The following is a 16,897-nucleotide window of genomic DNA, read 5'->3' as shown; positions in this document are numbered from 1 at the left end:
TCACGCCTCCTTGAACGGGAAGCCGAGGTGACGAAGGAGCGCGCGGCCCTCAGCGTCGTTGGTCGCCGTGGTCACCACGGTGATGTCCATACCCCGGGTGCGGTCGATCTTGTCCTGGTCGATCTCGTGGAACATGACCTGCTCCGTGAGACCGAAGGTGTAGTTGCCACGGCCGTCGAACTGCTTGGGGGACAGACCACGGAAGTCGCGGATGCGCGGCAGCGCGAGCGACAGGGTGCGGTCCAGGAACTCCCACATGCGGTCGCCACGGAGCGTGACGTGGGCACCGATCGGCTGACCCTCACGCAGCTTGAACTGCGCGATGGACTTGCGGGCCTTGGTGACGGCCGGCTTCTGACCGGTGATGGTGGTCAGGTCGCGGATCGCGCCCTCGATCAGCTTCGAGTCACGGGCGGCGTCGCCGACACCCATGTTGACCACGATCTTGACGAGGCCGGGGATCTGCATGACGTTCTCGTACTTGAACTCGTCACGCAGCTTGCCCGCGATCTCCTCGCGGTACTTCAGCTTCAGACGCGGAGCAGTGGTGGTAGCCATCAGATGTCCTCACCCGTCCGCTTGGCAACGCGGATCTTGTTGCCTTCGTCGTCGAAGCGGTAACCGACACGCGTGACAACCTTGTTGCCGTCCTTCTCAACGACCAGCTGGACGTTGGAGACGTGGACGGGCGCCTCGGTGGTGACGATGCCGCCGGCCTGCGAACCGCGAGCGGTCGGACCGGCCTTGGTGTGCTTCTTGACCCGGTTGACACCCTCGACCAGGACACGGTCCTCGCGGGGGTAGGCCGCGATGACCTTGCCCTGCTTGCCCTTGTCCTTACCGGTGATGACCTGGACCAGGTCGCCCTTCTTGATCTTCATGCTTACAGCACCTCCGGAGCCAGCGAGATGATCTTCATGAACTTCTTCTCGCGCAGCTCACGCCCGACCGGGCCGAAGATGCGGGTGCCGCGAGGGTCACCGTCGTTCTTGAGAATGACGGCGGCGTTCTCGTCGAAGCGGATGTACGAGCCGTCCGGACGGCGGCGCTCCTTGACGGTGCGAACGATGACCGCCTTGATGACGTCACCCTTCTTCACGTTGCCGCCGGGGATCGCGTCCTTGACGGTGGCGACGATGACGTCACCGATGCCCGCGTAGCGGCGACCGGAGCCACCGAGCACACGGATGCAAAGGATTTCCTTCGCACCAGTGTTGTCGGCGACGCGCAGTCGCGACTCCTGCTGGATCACGTCTATCTCCTGTGTGTCTGCCGGTTCCCCGGGGGCCGTTCAGAAGAACGGACCCCGGAGCCTGGCGGAACTGTCCTGCGAGGGATGCCCCGCAGGAGGATTACTTGGCCTTCTCGAGGATCTCGACGATGCGCCACCGCTTCGTGGCGGACAGCGGCCGGGTCTCCATGAGGAGGACACGGTCGCCGACGCCCGCGGCGTTCTGCTCGTCGTGCGCCTTGAGCTTGTTCGTACGGCGGATGACCTTGCCGTACAGCGCGTGCTTGACGCGGTCCTCGACGGCGACGACGACGGTCTTGTCCATCTTGTCGCTGACGACGAGACCCTCGCGGGTCTTGCGGAAGCTGCCGCGCGCTTCGTTGTTCTCAGTCACATTGTTCTCGCTCATCAGGCGTTCTCCACCGTTTCGATGCCCAGCTCACGCTCGCGCATCAGGGTGTAGATCCGCGCGATGTCCTTGCGGACCGCCTTGAGACGGCCGTGGTTTTCGAGCTGACCCGTGGCCGCCTGGAAGCGGAGGTTGAACAGCTCTTCCTTGGCCTCGCGGAGCTTGCCAAGAAGCTCCTCGTTGCCCAGCTCGCGCAGCTCGGACGCCTTGGTACCGGCCGACATCACGCTTCACCTGCCTCGCGCTTGACGATCCGGCACTTCATCGGCAGCTTGTGGGCTGCGCGAGTCAGGGCCTCACGGGCGATCTTCTCGTTGGGGTAGGACAGCTCGAACATGACCCGGCCCGGGTGCACGTTCGCGATCCACCACTCCGGAGAACCCTTACCGGAACCCATGCGGGTCTCGGCAGGCTTCTTCGTGAGCGGGCGGTCCGGGTAGATGTTGATCCAGACCTTGCCGCCACGCTTGATGTGGCGGGTCATGGCGATACGAGCGGCCTCGATCTGGCGGTTGGTCACGTACGCCGGCGTGAGGGCCTGGATGCCGTACTCGCCGAACGCGACCGTGGTACCGCCCTTGGCCTCACCACGCCGCTTGGGGTGGTGCTGCTTGCGGTGCTTGACCCTACGGGGGATCAGCATGTCGGTCAGGCCTCCGTTCCGGTGCTCTCAGCAGCCGGAGCGGCGGCGGCCTCGGCCTGGGGGGCCTCGGCAGCGGGAGCCTGCTGCGGCTTGCGACCGCGCCGCTCGCCACCACGGCCACCACGGGCCGGGCGGTCACCAGCGCCACCGCCACGGGCCGGGCGGTTGCCGGCGCGGGCTGCGGCGTTCTCGGCGCGGACCTCGGCGATGTTCTTGACGTCGCCCTTGTAGATCCAGACCTTCACACCGATGCGGCCGAAGGTCGTCTTGGCCTCGAAGAAGCCGTAGTCCACGTTCGCGCGGAGGGTGTGCAGGGGCACGCGGCCCTCGCGGTAGAACTCCGAGCGGGACATCTCGGCGCCGCCGAGGCGGCCGCCGCACTGGATCTTGATGCCCTTGGCGCCGGCCTTCATCGCCGACTGCATGCTCTTGCGCATGGCACGGCGGAAGGAGACGCGGGAGGAGAGCTGCTCGGCGACGGCCTGGGCCACGAGCTGAGCGTCCGTCTCGGGGTTCTTGACCTCGAGGATGTTCAGCTGGACCTGCTTGCCCGTGAGCTTCTCGAGGTCGCCGCGGATGCGGTCGGCCTCGGCGCCACGGCGGCCGATGACGATGCCCGGACGCGCGGTGTGGATGTCCACACGCACACGGTCGCGGGTGCGCTCGATCTCGACCTTCGAGATGCCGGCGCGCTCCATGCCGGACGTCATCATCCGACGGATGGCGACGTCTTCCTTGACGTAGTCCTTGTACAGCTTGTCGGCGTACCACCGGGACTTGAAGTCCGTGGTGACACCGAGCCGGAACCCATGCGGGTTAACCTTCTGGCCCATTACCGGGTTCCTTCCTTGCTGCTGACGACCACGGTGATGTGGCTGGTCCGCTTGCGGATCCGGTAGGCACGGCCCTGGGCGCGCGGCCGGAACCGCTTCAGGGTCGGACCCTCGTCGACGTACGCCTCGGAGATGAAGAGGCTGTCGGCGTCGGTGTGGTCGTAGTTGTGCGCGGCGTTGGCGATGGCGCTGTCGAGCACCTTGCCGACCGGCACGGAGGCTGCCTGCGGAGCGAATCGCAGAACAGCCTGAGCCTCCGTGGCATCCATGCCACGGATAAGGTCCACCACGCGGCGGGCCTTCATGGGCGTAACGCGGATGTACCGCGCCTGGGCCCTGGCTTCCATGGTTGTCCCTCTCAGTTACTTACGTGTCTGAATGCGATCCGCTGCTAGCGGCGCTTCGACTTCCGGTCGTCCTTGACGTGACCCCGGAAGGTACGCGTCGGCGAGAACTCGCCGAGCTTGTGACCGACCATCGACTCGGTGACGAACACCGGGATGTGGGTCTTGCCGTTGTGCACCGCGAGCGTGTGACCCAGCATGGCCGGGACGATCATGGAGCGACGGGACCAGGTCTTGATGACGTTCTTGGTGCCGGCTTCGTTCTGGGCGTCCACCTTCTTGATCAGGTGGTCGTCGACGAAGGGCCCCTTCTTCAAGCTACGAGGCATCTCAACCAGTCCTTAACGCTTCTTGTTCGTCTTGCGGCGGCGGACGATGTACTTGTTCGACGCCTTCTTGGGCGAACGAGTACGACCTTCCTTCTTGCCCCACGGGGAGACAGGGTGACGACCACCGGACGTCCGGCCCTCACCACCACCGTGCGGGTGGTCGACCGGGTTCATCACGACACCACGGACGGTCGGGCGAACGCCCAGCCACCGCTTGCGGCCGGCCTTGCCCCAGTTGATGTTCGACTGCTCGGCGTTGCCGACCTCACCGACGGTGGCGCGGCAGCGCGCGTCCACCATGCGGATCTCGCCGGACGGCATACGGAGGGTCGCCATGGCGCCCTCACGGGCGAGCAGCTGCACCGAGGCACCCGCGGAACGGGCGAACTTGGCGCCACCGCCGGGACGGAGCTCGATCGCGTGGATCGTGGTACCGACCGGGATGTTGCGGAGGGCCAGGTTGTTGCCCGGCTTGATGTCGGCCCCGGGGCCGTTCTCCACGGTGTCGCCCTGCTGCAGGTTGCGCGGGGCGAGGATGTAGCGCTTCTCGCCGTCCGCGTAGTGCAGCAGCGCGATGCGCGCGGTGCGGTTGGGGTCGTACTCGATGTGCGCGACCTTCGCCGGCACGCCGTCCTTGTCGTGACGACGGAAGTCGATCACTCGGAAGGCGCGCTTGTGTCCGCCACCCTGGTGGCGAACGGTCACACGACCGGCGTTGTTACGGCCGCCCTTGCTGTGCAGCGGGCGGACCAGCGACTTCTCCGGCGTGGACCGCGTGACCTCGACGAAGTCGGCGACGCTGGCGCCACGACGGCCCGGCGTAGTCGGCTTGTACTTGCGGATTCCCATTTCTCAGTCCTCGTCCGATATCGGACGATCCGACCCGCTTACGCGGTCGGACCGCCGAAGATGTCGATACGGTCGCCCTCGGCGAGGGTCACGATCGCGCGCTTGGAGCCCGCGCGCTGACCGAAACCGGTCTTGGTGCGCTTGCGCTTGCCCTGGCGGTTGAGGGTGTTGACCCCGGTGACCTTGACGTCGAAGACCGCCTGGACGGCCTGCTTGATCTGGGTCTTGTTGGCGCCCGGGGCGACGATGAACGTGTACTTGCCCTCGTCGAGGAGCGCGTAGCTCTTCTCCGAGACGACCGGCTTGAGCAGCACGTCACGGTGGTCCGTGAAGGACTTGCTCAGCGGGGTCTCGACGGTGTTCTTGCCCTCGGCGGCGTGACGGCGCGCCTTGGCGACGCGCGCGACCTTGGCGGCCTTGGCAGCCTTCGAGGCGATGCTCGGGTGACGGATGGCCATCAGACCTCGGTCCCTTCGGTGTCGTTGGCCTTCGGGCCGGCGACGAAGGACTCGAAAGCGGCCTGGGTGAAGACCACGTCGTCCGAGACGATCACGTCGTACGTGTTCAGCTGGCCCGGCTCCAGGATGTGGACCTGGGGCAGGTTGCGGGCGGACAGCCACGCGGCCTCGTCGGCGCGGTCGACGACCAGGAGCAGGTTCTTGCGCTCCGAGATCTTGCCGAACAGCGTGCGAGCGGCCTTGGTGCTGGGGTTCTCGCCCTCGATCACGCCGGTGACGACGTGGATGCGGTTGTGGCGCGCCCGGTCGGTGAGGGCGTGACGCAGAGCGGCAGCCTTCATCTTCTTCGGGGTGCGCTGCGAGTAGTCACGCGGCTGCGGGCCGTGGACGACGCCACCGCCGGCGAACTGCGGGGCGCGGGTCGAGCCCTGACGGGCGCGGCCGGTGCCCTTCTGGCGGTACGGCTTCTTGCCACCACCACGGACTTCGCCACGGGTCTTGGTCTTGTGCGTGCCCTGGCGGGCAGCAGCGTTCTGCGCGACGACGACCTGGTGGATCAGCGGAATGCTGACCTTCTCCACGCCGAAGATCTCCGCGGGGAGCTCGACGCTACCGGTCTTCTCGCCGGCAGGCGAAAGGATGTCAACAGTGCTCATCGGTACCTCAGGCCCCCTTGGCCGCGGTGCGGACCAGGACGAGGCCGCCGTTCGGACCGGGAACCGCGCCCTTGATGAGCAGCAGACCCTTCTCCGCGTCAACGGCGTGGACGGTCAGGTTCTGGGTGGTGACCCGCTCGTTGCCCATGCGACCCGCCATGCGGAGGCCCTTGAACACGCGGCCCGGGGTGGCGCAGCCACCGATGGAACCGGGAGAGCGGTGCTTGCGCTGGGTGCCGTGACCGGCGCCGAGGCCCTTGAAGTTGTGACGCTTCATGACACCGGCGAAGCCCTTGCCCTTGCTCTTGCCGGTGACGTCGACCTTCACGCCGGCCTCGAAGACCTCGGCGGTGACTTCCTGACCGAGGGTGTACTCGGTGGCGTCGGCCGTCCGGATCTCGACGAGGTGACGACGGGGGGTGACGTCGGCCTTCGCGAAGTGACCCTTGAGGGGCTTGTTCACCTTGCGCGGGTCGATCTCGCCGAAGGCGAGCTGGACGGACTCGTAGCCGTCGACGTCGTTCGTGCGGACCTGGGTGACGATGTTCGGGCCGGCCTTGACGACGGTGACCGGGACGACACGGTTGTTCTCGTCCCACACCTGCGTCATGCCGAGCTTCTCGCCCAGGATGCCCTTGATCTGCTTAGCCATTCTCAGATCACCGGCCCTCAGAGCTTGATCTCGATGTCGACACCGGCCGGGAGGTCGAGTCGCATCAGAGAGTCAACGGTCTTGGGCGTCGGGTCGAGGATGTCGATCAGGCGCTTGTGCGTGCGCATCTCGAAGTGCTCGCGCGAGTCCTTGTACTTGTGCGGCGACTTGATGACGCAGTACACGTTCTTCTCAGTGGGCAGCGGCACCGGGCCCGCGACCGACGCACCAGTGCGGGTCACCGTCTCGACGATCTTCTTCGCCGATGAGTCGATGACCTCGTGGTCGTAGGCCTTGAGCCGGATGCGGATCTTCTGTCCCGCCATGGCTACTCAGTAGTCCTGTCTCTTCTTACGCTCCGGAACCCGGTGGATTCCTCCTGCTGCCTTCGCGTCTCCGACCCACGCGGTCGGGCGTGTCGCTCTCCCGCTGACACAGATGCCCCTTGTTCGAACATCCCTGTGGGGAATGCGCACGGCCCTTCCGGAACCGCAGGCCGGGGGCGGAAGGCCCACCGGGTGCCTGGTCGGTGCCGCACCTTGCTTCCCGAAAGATTCCCGTACGTCCGTCCCAGTGCTGCCGTGGGGCAGTTAGGACGACGAGTACTGTGGGACTCGCTTCCGGTCCTCCCGGCGGGAGGCGCGCAGCATCAACACTCGACCGAGCAACCCCGCTAGTCTGCCATACGCGACAGGGGGCTGGCCAATCGAGCCGGAGAGAATACCCCCAGGGTGACGTAGGTCAAACACAGGGCCGAGCGGGGCGGGGTCAGAACCCGGCCGTTCCACCGGACGGCGCGCGGGAACCGGGGCAGCCGGAACGCGGGCAGCCCGATCGGCCGGTCCCCGTCGTCCCCGCTCCGCCGCCACCGCATGAGCCCGCTCTGGCCGGCGCCGTCCGGACGCGGCGTCTCGTGGTCGCTCAGGCCCGGCAGGAGCCGGTGCACCGCCGGATTCCGCGGCACAGCGGACATCACGCCGTTACTCACTCCTCCCGGGTTCACGAAACGACCGCGTCGACCCTTACCGGGAGTTCCGTGTCGTCCTGGACCGCGCCGACGAGCAGCAACCGGTTCCCCAGGCTCCAGGCCCGCTGCTCGATGGAGTCGATGCCCTGCGTCCGGTCACCGTCCAGTCGGGCGAGTCGTCCGGCGAGGACACCGGTCTCCACCTCATGTGCGATCCGTCCGACCGACACGTCATCGGCGAACGCGTGCAACTGGGAGGCGAGCGTGCGGACCCGGTACGGGTCGCCGGGCGTCGGATCCCGGTCCAGATCGAGTGGCTGCCAGTCCGCCGGCCGGTACCCCGCCATAACCCGCAACCCCCGCCGCGTACGCCCCGTCAACCCGCCTGTGCACACGCGAACTTACAAGGAACGGCTGTTCGAGGTGAAGGCGGCCGGCTGAAGCGCATCCTGCCCCCGGTGGTGCTCGTTGGCGGGCCGGGACAGGTCCCGGAAGGAGAGGACGGCATGCAGCAAGAGGACATGGTCGCGCTGTGGGAGCGGCACACCGAGTACGAGTTCGTCGCCAGGGACGCCGACCTGGCGGTGTCCACCATGGTCGACGACGCGAGCGTGATGCATCTGCCGACGATGAGCGGCGGCTTCGGCAAGGACCGCCTGCGGGACTACTACCGCGACGTCTTCATTCCCGGCATTCCGCGGGACACCACGATGGAGACGGCGGACCGGTCGGTGGGCCGGGACGTCATCGTCGAGGAACTCGTCATGCGGATGACGCACGACCAGGAGATCCCGTTCCTGCTGCCGGGGCTGCCCGCGACCGGACGCACCCTGGACGTGGCGCTGGTGGTCGTCGTGAGGTTCCGCGGCGACCTGATGGCAAGCGAGCGGATCTACTGGGACCAGGCTGCCCTGCTCGCCCAGGCCGGGCTGATCACCGCCGCCGACCTGCCCATGGCCGGTCCCGCCGAGGCCCCCCGGTTCATGCGCGAGAACGTCATGCCGTGATCGCCCCGGGCACGGAACCGCCCTCCGTGGGCACCCCGTGCGCTCAGTCCGCGAAGCGGAACGTCGACGTGATCGCGTCGAAGATGTCGAAGAAGGAGTCCGCCAGGTCCAGGACCTGGCTGCTGCCGGCGATCAGTGCGACCTTGCCCTCCTGGCCGGGCACCGGGACGAACGTCTGCATCAGGACCGCGCGGATCGTACGGCCCAGGCTGTCCTCGGGGACCGGGATGTCCTCGATGCCGTAGGTGCGCGCGGCGGGGCCGACGCCCGGGATGTCGACGGTCGTCACCTTGCGCCAGGAGTCGCCCTCCCGGTGCGCCTCCTTCGGCGCGAGCTGGGCGGCGATGGCGGCCGGGTCGTTGGACAGCGGCGCGCCCTCGCGGGTGCGGCCGCCGACCAGCGACACCGTCACGGAACCCGTGATCGGGGTGTCCCCGCCGAAGCTCTCGGCCATGCAACCGCAGTACAGCGCACCGGACTTCCACGCGTCCGCGGCGGACTTGCGCAGGAAGCCGACGTAGGTGTCCCGGTACGGCGCCAGCTCCGGGTACTGGGCCACCCGCTCGTTCACCATCCGCCGGATCGAGTCGTCGCGCGACTCCGGCCGGACGTCGAACTCCCACCACGACTCGGGCACCTTGATCCGGAATCCGCCGCGCTCGATCGTGAGCGTCTCCATGTAGCGGGCCATGGTGTACGTCGTCCCCGTTCCGGTGATCTGATATACGGTGCGGCCAGAGTACGAGATGCGCGGACGGGGGACGGCCACATGGGCACAGGCAAGAGCGACCTCGCGATACCGCTGAGCGAGCTGGAGGACTACGGCCGCAAGCTGCGTTCCATCAAGGAGCGTCTCGACCACACCAAGAAGATGTTCGAGTCCTACCGGGACGACGTCGGCAGCGGCACGGTCTACGACGCCCTCGACGACTTCGAGTCCAACTGGCACGACGGCCGCGAGGACATCACCAAGCAGATCGACTCGCTCGCCGACATGTCCGACACCGTGGTCCGCGAGTTCAAGAAGCTGGACGACGACCTCGCGAAGAAGGCGAAGGACGCGGTACGGCCGGAGGGCCAACAGCAGGGCGGCGGGCAGCCGAAGGCTGAATAGCCGACGGCCGCGGGCCCGTCGCGCCTACCCGGCGCACCACAGGGGCGCCGGGCCGCTCACCACCACTCCCCCGGGCGTACCTCACTCGCCGCCGGTCAGGGCCGCGGAGGAGAGGAACGCGGTCCAGGTGGCCGCCGGGACCGCGAGGCGGGGGCCGTCGGCGGGCGGGTTCTTGGAGTCGCGGATGTGGACGGTGTCGGCTGTGGTGGCCACCTCGACGCAGGAGTCGCCTTCGCTGCCGCTGCTGTAGCTGCTCTTGAACCATGCCAGACCGGAGACGGCCCCGGCCGTGGTCTTACGGATCATGTCTCCCCCAGCAGTTGTTCGATGAAGGCCGTCGACTCACGCGGTGTGAGTGCCTGCGCCCGGATGATGCCGTACCGGAGTTCAAGGATACGGAGATGCTTCGGATCGGACACCGGCCGCCCGGCCGCCACGGCCGGCGAACGCCCCACCGCCGAACCGTCCTCCGACTTCAGTACCTCGATCCCCCCGTCGACCCCGGCGTGCTCCTCCCGTTCCATCGGCATCACCTGCAACTCGACGTTCCGCCGCTGCGCCGTCTCCAGCAGGTGTTCCAGCTGCCGCCGGAGGGCCGCACGGCCACCGAGCGGACGCCGTAGTGTCCATTCCTCCAGGACGAAGCTGAGTTCGGGCGCCGGGTCCCGTTCGAAGACGGCCTTGCGCGCCACGCGCGCCGCGACGTACCGCTCCACCTCGTCACCGCTGTACGCCGGCCGGCGCATGAGGAGCAGTCCGCGGGCGTACTCGGGAGTCTGCAACAGGCCGTGGACATGCAGCGGATCGTAGAGCTGCAGCTCGACCGCCCTCGCCTCCAGCTCCGCCAGGTCGCGCACCTTCTTGGGATAGCGGACCCGGCCCACGTCCTCCTTCATCGCCGCGAGCAGCCCGCCCGCTCCCAGCACCTCGTCCGCCCGGTCCAGATACTCCGGGCGCGGAATCCGTTTTCCGCCCTCGATCTTGTAGACCATGTCCTCGCCGTACCCGACCTGCTCACCGAACTCGGCGGCCCGCAGGCCCACGGCCTCGCGTCGCAGCTTCAGCTGGCGCCCGACGGTGGCGATCACCGCGACGCCCCACTCGTCGTCGGGCTCCACCTCCCAACCCGGCTCGTCCGCCTCGTTCCTGAGCGGCTCCACCGCGCCGTCCACGCTCATCCCGCACCCCTCCGTCGTACGACCGTGCCGCGGCAACGCACCGCCGTCCGTACACGGTACGCACACGCGGATACGCTGAGTGACGGAAACCGGGAAATCTCCACCCGCCGAGAGACCCCGGCCGTCCCGGGAAAGGGAAGGTTAATTCCACGTTATTCGAAATGGTTGGGAAGTCGAATAACAAATTCACCCCGCCCGCCAGCAGGCCTTACGCAATGTTTCCGCACCCTGTGACAATTTCTGACCCTGGCTCTACCATCGCCCAATGCGCATTTCCGAGGTCGAAGCAGCCAATGCCCGCATGCTGGCCCACGCGCCATCGGTCAGGCCCGTGGCCACCGGCGACATCATCCGCGTGCACCGCAAGAAATTCCCGTACCGCGGCTTCGTGGAGATCGATTCGCCGCATTGTCCGCCGTTCGTGATGTTCTGCGTGAACGACGACGCGGTGGCCATGGACACCCTGTGGAACGGGACGTTCGGCTACGAGCCGGGCACCCTCGCCACCTGGTCCCGGCTGGCGGCGCGGAGCGCGACGATCGCGGACGTCGGCGCGCATGTCGGCTACTTCTCGATGATCGCCGCGCACGCGAACCCGAAGGCGAAGGTGCACTCCTTCGAGCCGGTCGACCAGATCCACTCCCGGCTCTCCGTGAACGTGCGCTCGAACGGCGTCCAGAACGTCAGGCTCCACCAGGCCGGCGTCTCCAGCGAGCCCGGCTGGGCCGACATCAGCGTCCGGTTCTCCGGGAATCTGCTGTCGACCGGCTCGACGCTGGAGGGCGCGGCTCCCGACGCGCAGCTCAAGCGCATCCAACTCGTCACGCTGGACGAGGTGTTCGCCGACACCAGGCTGGACCTCGTCAAGATCGACGTGGAGGGCCACGAGATGTCGGTGCTGGGCGGGGCCCGCCAGGTGCTCAAGCGCGACCGGCCGTTCCTGGTCGTCGAGGCCCTGGTCGACGCCTCCCTGGACGAGCTGTTCGCCGAGTTCGAACCGCTCGGCTACGACGCCTACTGGATCACCGAGGCCGACGGCACCCCGGTGCACTGGCGCGAGCCCCGGCCCCCGCACACCCGCAACCTGCTCTTCGCCCCGCGCGCCTGAGGCCGCCCACCGCCCCCGCCCTCGCCCACCTGTCTCCCGGATAGTCGGGGCCGGGCCGCGTCCGGCACCGTGAACGTCGGAAGCGAACTCGCGTGGGGGAAGGACTTCGTCGTGAGCGTGCGTCGCCGTGTCGCCGTGTCACCGTCAAAAGCGTGGCCTGTGCCCTGGTCCTGGCCGCGGCGGGGGCCGCGGGCGGTCCGCACGCCCGGGCCGGTGGCGGAGGTCCGCCGGCGTGCCGTCCGCGAGCGCTACCGCCCGCTGGTGCGCGCGGACACCACCCGGTCCGCTCTACGCCTCACCCGGACCGGCCGCACCTTCGACGGCACCGGAATCCCGCGCCGGATCAGTGAACCGGTCTTCACCGCGGAGGAGGTCGCGAAGGGCCGGGACTCGGCCTTGGACCGGGCCGTCGCCCTGCTCCGGCGCGGGTGCTGAGCATCCGCGGCCGCGGTGTCCTGGCATGCCGAAGGGCCCGTACGACCGGAGTCGTACGGGCCCCTCAGAGACCTGCCTGGTCAGCCCTTGCGGGCCGAGATCACTTGTTGATCTTGGTGACCTGGCCGGCGCCCACCGTGCGACCACCCTCACGGATGGCGAACTTCAGGCCCTCCTCCATGGCGATGGGCTGGATCAGCTCCACCTTCATGTCGGTGTTGTCGCCCGGCATGACCATCTCGGTGCCCTCGGGGAGGGTCACGACGCCGGTCACGTCCGTGGTACGGAAGTAGAACTGCGGGCGGTAGTTGTTGAAGAACGGCGTGTGACGGCCACCCTCGTCCTTGGACAGGATGTACGCGGTCGCCTCGAACTCGGTGTGCGGCGTGACCGAACCCGGCTTGATGATGACCTGGCCGCGCTCGACGTCCTCGCGCTTGATGCCACGGAGGAGCAGACCGACGTTCTCACCGGCCTGGCCCTCGTCGAGCAGCTTGCGGAACATCTCGATGCCGGTGACCGTGGTGGTGGTCTTCTCGGTCTTGATGCCGATGATGTCGACGGTCTCGTTGACCTTGAGGACACCACGCTCGATACGACCGGTGACGACGGTGCCACGACCGGTGATCGTGAAGACGTCCTCGATCGGCATCAGGAACGGCTTGTCGACGTCACGCTCGGGCTCCGGGATGGACTCGTCGACGGCCTTCATCAGGTCGAGGACGGACTGGGTCCACTCGGCGTCGCCCTCAAGGGCCTTGAGCGCGGAGACCTTGACGACCGGCAGGTCGTCGCCCGGGAACTCGTACTCGGAGAGGAGCTCACGGACCTCGAGCTCGACGAGCTCCAGGATCTCCTCGTCGTCCACCATGTCGGCCTTGTTCAGGGCGACGACGATGTACGGCACGCCGACCTGGCGGGCCAGGAGCACGTGCTCCTTGGTCTGCGGCATCGGACCGTCGGTGGCGGCGACGACGAGAATCGCGCCGTCCATCTGCGCGGCACCGGTGATCATGTTCTTGATGTAGTCCGCGTGACCGGGGCAGTCGACGTGGGCGTAGTGACGGGTCTCCGTCTGGTACTCGACGTGCGCGATGGAGATGGTGATACCGCGCTGGCGCTCCTCGGGCGCCTTGTCGATGTTGTCGAACGCGGTGGCCTCGTTCAGGTCCGGGTACGCGTCGTGCAGCACCTTGGTAATGGCGGCCGTGAGGGTCGTCTTACCGTGGTCGATGTGACCGATGGTGCCGATGTTGACGTGCGGCTTAGTCCGCTCGAACTTCGCCTTCGCCACGGGGGTCCTCCTGGGAGTGGTTCTGTACGCCTTGATTCGATCGGCGCCAGGTGATCTTTGCTGTTGGTTCCCGGGCCCCGGGTCATTCCGCCGCGAATGCGGAGGAACGACCCGTGAGGCTCCGGGGTCAAGCCTAAAGCGTCGTAGCGCGGTGCGTTACTCGCCCTTGGCCTTCGCGATGATCTCCTCGGCGACGTTCCGCGGAACCTCGGCGTAGGAGTCGAACTGCATGGAGTAGCTGGCCCGGCCGGACGTCTTGCTGCGCAGGTCGCCGACGTAACCGAACATCTCCGAGAGGGGCACGAGGCCCTTCACGACGCGGGCACCGGCCCGCTCCTCCATGGCCTGGATCTGACCACGGCGGGAGTTGATGTCGCCGATGACCTCACCCATGTAGTCCTCGGGCGTGGTGACCTCGACGGCCATCATCGGCTCGAGGAGCACGGGGGACGCCTTGCGCGCGGCCTCCTTGAAGGCCTGCGAACCGGCGATCTTGAACGCGAGCTCGGAGGAGTCGACCTCGTGGTAGGCGCCGTCGAGAAGCGTGACGCGGACGCCCGTCATCTCGTAGCCGGCGAGGATGCCGAACTGCATGGCCTCCTGCGCACCGGCGTCCACCGAAGGGATGTACTCCTTCGGGATGCGGCCACCGGTCACCTTGTTCACGAACTCGTACGAGGCGTCGCCGCTCTCGATGGGCTCGATCGCGATCTGCACCTTGGCGAACTGACCGGTACCACCGGTCTGCTTCTTGTGGGTGTAGTCCACGCGCTCGACGGCCTTGCGGATCGTCTCACGGTAGGCGACCTGCGGCTTGCCGACGTTGGCCTCGACCTTGAACTCACGGCGCATACGGTCGACCAGCACCTCGAGGTGCAGTTCACCCATACCACCGATGATGGTCTGGCCGGTCTCCTCGTCCGAGTGGACCTGGAAGGACGGGTCCTCCTCGGCCAGGCGCTGGATCGCGACGCCCAGCTTCTCCTGGTCGCCCTTCGACTTGGGCTCGATGGCGACCTGGATGACCGGCGCCGGGAAGTCCATGGACTCCAGGATCACCGGCTGCTTGTCGTCGCACAGCGTCTCACCGGTCGTGGTCTGCTTCAGACCCATGACGGCGATGATGTCGCCGGCGCCCACCGACTCGATCTCCTCACGCTTGTTCGCGTGCATGCGGTAGATCTTGCCGATGCGCTCCTTCTTGCCCTTGACGGAGTTCAGCACGGCGGTGCCGGACTCCAGGCGGCCCGAGTAGACCCGGACGAAGGTGAGCTTGCCGAGGTGCGGGTCGCTCATGATCTTGAACGCGAGCGCGGACAGCGGCTCGTCGTCGGACGGCTTGCGCTTGACGACGACCTCCGGGTCCTTCACGTCGTGGCCCTCGATGGCCTCGACGTCAAGGGGGGAGGGCAGGTAGCGCACGACCGCGTCGAGCAGGGGCTGAACGCCCTTGTTCTTGAACGCGGTACCACAGAACACCGGGGTGACCGTGATGTCCTTGGACTTGCCGGACGCGATGGTGATACGACGGATCGCGGCGTACAGCTGCTCCTCGGAGGGCTCCTCGCCCTCCAGGTACAGCTCCATGATCTCTTCGTCGTTCTCGGCGACGGCCTCCAGCAGCTTGCCGCGGTACTCCTCGGCAGCCTCGGTGTGCGTGGCCGGGATGTCGACGACGTCGTACATCTCACCCTTGGTGGCCTCGGCGGACCACACGAGCGCCTTCATGCGGACCAGGTCCACGACGCCCTGGAAGTCGGCCTCGGCACCGATCGGGAGCTGCATGACGATCGGCTGCGCGCCCAGACGGTCCTTGATCATGTCCACGCAGCGGTGGAACTCGGCACCGGTCCGGTCGAGCTTGTTGACGAAGCAGATACGCGGCACGCCGTAGCGGTCCGCCTGACGCCAGACGGTCTCGGACTGGGGCTCGACACCAGCGACGCCGTCGAACACCGTCACGGCACCGTCGAGCACGCGGAGCGAACGCTCCACCTCGACGGTGAAGTCGACGTGGCCCGGGGTGTCGATGATGTTGATCGTGTGGTCGACGTCTTCCAGCGGCCAGTGACAGGTGGTGGCAGCAGAGGTGATCGTGATGCCACGCTCCTGCTCCTGCTCCATCCAGTCCATGGTGGCGGCGCCGTCGTGAACCTCGCCGATCTTGTACGACACGCCGGTGTAGAACAGGATCCGCTCGGTAGTGGTCGTCTTGCCCGCGTCGATGTGGGCCATGATCCCGATGTTGCGGACCTTGGCCAGGTCAAGTGAAGTGGTAGCCATAAGGCTTCAGTCTTCTCTCGGTCTCGATGTGGGTAGCGACTACCAGCGGTAGTGCGCGAAGGCCTTGTTGGACTCGGCCATCTTGTGGGTGTCCTCGCGCTTCTTGACGGCCGCACCGAGGCCGTTCGAAGCGTCGAGAAGCTCGTTGAGCAGACGCTCGGTCATGGTCTTCTCGCGACGGGCGCGGGAGTAGCCGACCAGCCAGCGCAGCGCCAGGGTGTTGGCGCGGCCGGGCTTGACCTCGACCGGCACCTGGTAGGTGGCGCCACCGACACGGCGGGACTTGACCTCAAGCGTGGGCTTGATGTTCTCCAGCGCGCGCTTGAGCGTGATGACCGGGTCGTTGCTGGTCTTCTCGCGCAGGCCCTCCATGGCGCCGTACACGATGCGCTCGGCGGTGGAGCGCTTGCCGTTCAGCAGCACCTTGTTGATGAGCGACGTGACAAGAGGAGAACCGTAGACCGGGTCGATGATGACCGGGCGCTTCGGGGCAGGGCCCTTACGAGGCATTCTTACTTCTCCTTCTTGGCGCCGTAGCGGCTGCGGGCCTGCTTGCGGTTCTTGACACCCTGGGTGTCGAGCGAGCCGCGGATGATCTTGTAGCGAACACCGGGCAGGTCCTTCACACGGCCGCCGCGCACGAGCACGATGGAGTGCTCCTGCAGGTTGTGTCCCTCACCCGGAATGTAAGCAGTGACCTCGATACCGCTGGTCAGACGCACACGCGCGACCTTACGCAGGGCCGAGTTCGGCTTCTTCGGGGTGGTCGTGAACACACGCGTGCAGACGCCACGGCGCTGAGGGGAACCCTCGAGTGCGGGCGTCTTGTTCTTCTCGACCTTGTCCTGCCGGCCCTTGCGGACCAGCTGCTGGATCGTAGGCACTACTTCTCCGGTTTCTGTGTGCCGAATGGTGAAGCTAACCTGGAACGCCACCGACCCACGCGGTCGGGTGTGTCGGAGTCCGCGGACTCCTGCCGAATGGCAGAAGGGGGCGCGGATCGCGGTGGCCGCTTCGTCACTCAGGTGCGGTTTGAAGGCACGCACGAGGATCAGGGCACACCCCAGGCACAAGGTCTGAGCGTACCCAGCGCAATCACTTCGGTCA

At 67.1% G+C, this 16,897-nt stretch carries 26 protein-coding genes; 4 read left to right on the top strand and 22 right to left on the bottom strand.

Going from position 1 to position 16,897, the window contains the following annotated elements; all coding sequences use genetic code 11:
* The 15 genes from rplE to ACIRQ9_RS04050 all read right to left on the bottom strand — a co-directional run bounded on the left by rplE (nucleotide 1) and on the right by ACIRQ9_RS04050 (nucleotide 7,718).
* Entirely contained in the window at nucleotides 1-558 is a 558-nt protein-coding gene (rplE, locus tag ACIRQ9_RS04120; RefSeq protein WP_093499638.1) for a 50S ribosomal protein L5, read from the bottom strand.
* Nucleotides 558-881, bottom strand: coding sequence for a 50S ribosomal protein L24 (gene rplX, locus ACIRQ9_RS04115; protein ID WP_030967306.1), 324 nt, complete (start codon nucleotides 879-881; stop codon nucleotides 558-560). The genes rplE and rplX overlap by 1 nt, the downstream gene beginning before the upstream one ends.
* A 2-nt stretch (nucleotides 882-883) precedes the next feature.
* Nucleotides 884-1,252 (bottom strand): 50S ribosomal protein L14, encoded by a 369-nt coding sequence (gene rplN, locus ACIRQ9_RS04110; RefSeq protein ID WP_003992364.1) that lies wholly within the window; start codon nucleotides 1,250-1,252, stop codon nucleotides 884-886.
* A gap of 100 nt (nucleotides 1,253-1,352) precedes the next feature.
* Entirely contained in the window at nucleotides 1,353-1,640 is a 288-nt protein-coding gene (gene rpsQ / locus ACIRQ9_RS04105) for a 30S ribosomal protein S17 (RefSeq protein ID WP_404166918.1), read from the bottom strand.
* Nucleotides 1,640-1,864, bottom strand: coding sequence for a 50S ribosomal protein L29 (gene rpmC, locus ACIRQ9_RS04100; RefSeq protein ID WP_018564811.1), 225 nt, complete (start codon nucleotides 1,862-1,864; stop codon nucleotides 1,640-1,642). Before rpmC ends, rpsQ begins: the two co-directional genes overlap by 1 nt.
* Nucleotides 1,864-2,283 carry a 50S ribosomal protein L16 gene (gene rplP / locus ACIRQ9_RS04095; RefSeq protein ID WP_030788270.1) on the bottom strand — a complete coding sequence of 140 codons (420 nt, stop codon included), beginning with the start codon at nucleotides 2,281-2,283 and terminating at the stop codon, nucleotides 1,864-1,866. The genes rpmC and rplP overlap by 1 nt, the downstream gene beginning before the upstream one ends.
* Nucleotides 2,284-2,288: 5 nt before the next feature.
* Nucleotides 2,289-3,116 carry a 30S ribosomal protein S3 gene (gene rpsC, locus ACIRQ9_RS04090; protein ID WP_093499641.1) on the bottom strand — a complete coding sequence of 276 codons (828 nt, stop codon included), beginning with the start codon at nucleotides 3,114-3,116 and terminating at the stop codon, nucleotides 2,289-2,291.
* Nucleotides 3,116-3,463, bottom strand: coding sequence for a 50S ribosomal protein L22 (rplV, locus tag ACIRQ9_RS04085; protein WP_003974262.1), 348 nt, complete (start codon nucleotides 3,461-3,463; stop codon nucleotides 3,116-3,118). The genes rpsC and rplV overlap by 1 nt, the downstream gene beginning before the upstream one ends.
* A gap of 44 nt (nucleotides 3,464-3,507) precedes the next feature.
* Complete coding sequence (gene rpsS / locus ACIRQ9_RS04080) at nucleotides 3,508-3,789, bottom strand: 30S ribosomal protein S19 (protein WP_003992359.1); 282 nt, start codon at nucleotides 3,787-3,789, stop codon at nucleotides 3,508-3,510.
* Nucleotides 3,790-3,801: 12 nt separating this feature from the next.
* A complete protein-coding gene (gene rplB, locus ACIRQ9_RS04075) occupies nucleotides 3,802-4,638 on the bottom strand; it encodes a 50S ribosomal protein L2 (RefSeq protein WP_189268841.1) in 837 nt (278 codons plus the stop codon).
* Nucleotides 4,639-4,676: 38 nt separating this feature from the next.
* Nucleotides 4,677-5,096 carry a 50S ribosomal protein L23 gene (gene rplW, locus ACIRQ9_RS04070; protein ID WP_404166915.1) on the bottom strand — a complete coding sequence of 140 codons (420 nt, stop codon included), beginning with the start codon at nucleotides 5,094-5,096 and terminating at the stop codon, nucleotides 4,677-4,679.
* Nucleotides 5,096-5,752 carry a 50S ribosomal protein L4 gene (rplD, locus tag ACIRQ9_RS04065; RefSeq protein ID WP_351318161.1) on the bottom strand — a complete coding sequence of 219 codons (657 nt, stop codon included), beginning with the start codon at nucleotides 5,750-5,752 and terminating at the stop codon, nucleotides 5,096-5,098. Before rplD ends, rplW begins: the two co-directional genes overlap by 1 nt.
* 7 nt (nucleotides 5,753-5,759) lie before the next feature.
* On the bottom strand, nucleotides 5,760-6,404 hold the full coding sequence (gene rplC / locus ACIRQ9_RS04060; protein WP_351318159.1) for a 50S ribosomal protein L3: 645 nt from the start codon (nucleotides 6,402-6,404) through the stop codon (nucleotides 5,760-5,762).
* Nucleotides 6,405-6,421: 17 nt separating this feature from the next.
* A complete protein-coding gene (rpsJ, locus tag ACIRQ9_RS04055; RefSeq protein ID WP_003948644.1) occupies nucleotides 6,422-6,730 on the bottom strand; it encodes a 30S ribosomal protein S10 in 309 nt (102 codons plus the stop codon).
* A 673-nt stretch (nucleotides 6,731-7,403) separates the two neighbouring features.
* The gene (locus ACIRQ9_RS04050) at nucleotides 7,404-7,718 is read right to left on the bottom strand and encodes a hypothetical protein (protein ID WP_404166912.1); all 315 of its coding nucleotides are present in this window, start codon (nucleotides 7,716-7,718) and stop codon (nucleotides 7,404-7,406) included.
* Nucleotides 7,719-7,877: 159 nt separating this feature from the next.
* Between ACIRQ9_RS04050 and ACIRQ9_RS04045 the strand changes: the two genes are divergently transcribed.
* Nucleotides 7,878-8,378 carry a nuclear transport factor 2 family protein gene (locus ACIRQ9_RS04045; RefSeq protein WP_404166910.1) on the top strand — a complete coding sequence of 167 codons (501 nt, stop codon included), beginning with the start codon at nucleotides 7,878-7,880 and terminating at the stop codon, nucleotides 8,376-8,378.
* Between the two features lie 43 nt (nucleotides 8,379-8,421).
* Here ACIRQ9_RS04045 and ACIRQ9_RS04040 read toward each other — a convergent pair whose 3' ends face one another.
* Nucleotides 8,422-9,069, bottom strand: coding sequence for a hypothetical protein (locus ACIRQ9_RS04040; protein ID WP_404166908.1), 648 nt, complete (start codon nucleotides 9,067-9,069; stop codon nucleotides 8,422-8,424).
* Between the two features lie 78 nt (nucleotides 9,070-9,147).
* Here ACIRQ9_RS04040 and ACIRQ9_RS04035 point away from each other — a divergent pair, with 78 nt between their 5' ends.
* Entirely contained in the window at nucleotides 9,148-9,492 is a 345-nt protein-coding gene (locus tag ACIRQ9_RS04035; RefSeq protein WP_404166906.1) for a hypothetical protein, read from the top strand.
* A gap of 81 nt (nucleotides 9,493-9,573) precedes the next feature.
* Here the strand turns inward: ACIRQ9_RS04035 and ACIRQ9_RS04030 are convergent, their stop codons facing one another.
* A complete protein-coding gene (locus ACIRQ9_RS04030; RefSeq protein ID WP_404166904.1) occupies nucleotides 9,574-9,798 on the bottom strand; it encodes a DUF397 domain-containing protein in 225 nt (74 codons plus the stop codon).
* Nucleotides 9,795-10,670, bottom strand: coding sequence for a helix-turn-helix domain-containing protein (locus ACIRQ9_RS04025; RefSeq protein ID WP_404166902.1), 876 nt, complete (start codon nucleotides 10,668-10,670; stop codon nucleotides 9,795-9,797). Before ACIRQ9_RS04025 ends, ACIRQ9_RS04030 begins: the two co-directional genes overlap by 4 nt.
* Nucleotides 10,671-10,935: 265 nt before the next feature.
* On the opposite strand from ACIRQ9_RS04025, the gene ACIRQ9_RS04020 reads away from it, so the two are divergent.
* Both ACIRQ9_RS04020 and ACIRQ9_RS04015 read left to right on the top strand, forming a co-directional pair.
* A complete protein-coding gene (locus tag ACIRQ9_RS04020; RefSeq protein ID WP_404166900.1) occupies nucleotides 10,936-11,778 on the top strand; it encodes an FkbM family methyltransferase in 843 nt (280 codons plus the stop codon).
* Nucleotides 11,779-11,991: 213 nt separating this feature from the next.
* A complete protein-coding gene (locus ACIRQ9_RS04015) occupies nucleotides 11,992-12,213 on the top strand; it encodes a hypothetical protein (protein ID WP_404166898.1) in 222 nt (73 codons plus the stop codon).
* Between the two features lie 100 nt (nucleotides 12,214-12,313).
* Here the strand turns inward: ACIRQ9_RS04015 and tuf are convergent, their stop codons facing one another.
* The 4 genes from tuf to rpsL form a co-directional block, all read right to left on the bottom strand.
* On the bottom strand, nucleotides 12,314-13,507 hold the full coding sequence (tuf, locus tag ACIRQ9_RS04010) for an elongation factor Tu (RefSeq protein ID WP_351693772.1): 1,194 nt from the start codon (nucleotides 13,505-13,507) through the stop codon (nucleotides 12,314-12,316).
* Between the two features lie 156 nt (nucleotides 13,508-13,663).
* Nucleotides 13,664-15,790 (bottom strand): elongation factor G, encoded by a 2,127-nt coding sequence (gene fusA, locus ACIRQ9_RS04005; RefSeq protein WP_404166896.1) that lies wholly within the window; start codon nucleotides 15,788-15,790, stop codon nucleotides 13,664-13,666.
* Nucleotides 15,791-15,829: 39 nt separating this feature from the next.
* Nucleotides 15,830-16,300, bottom strand: a complete 471-nt coding sequence (gene rpsG, locus ACIRQ9_RS04000; protein WP_007384059.1) for a 30S ribosomal protein S7 — start codon at nucleotides 16,298-16,300, stop codon at nucleotides 15,830-15,832.
* 2 nt (nucleotides 16,301-16,302) lie between these two features.
* A complete protein-coding gene (rpsL, locus tag ACIRQ9_RS03995) occupies nucleotides 16,303-16,674 on the bottom strand; it encodes a 30S ribosomal protein S12 (RefSeq protein WP_003948652.1) in 372 nt (123 codons plus the stop codon).
* Between the last annotated feature and the right edge of the window lie 223 nt (nucleotides 16,675-16,897).

The sequence above is a fragment of the Streptomyces sp. NPDC101237 genome (assembly GCF_044767465.1).
GTDB lineage: Bacteria > Actinomycetota > Actinomycetes > Streptomycetales > Streptomycetaceae > Streptomyces > Streptomyces gramineus.
This window is presented reverse-complemented; position numbering and strand designations above follow the sequence as displayed.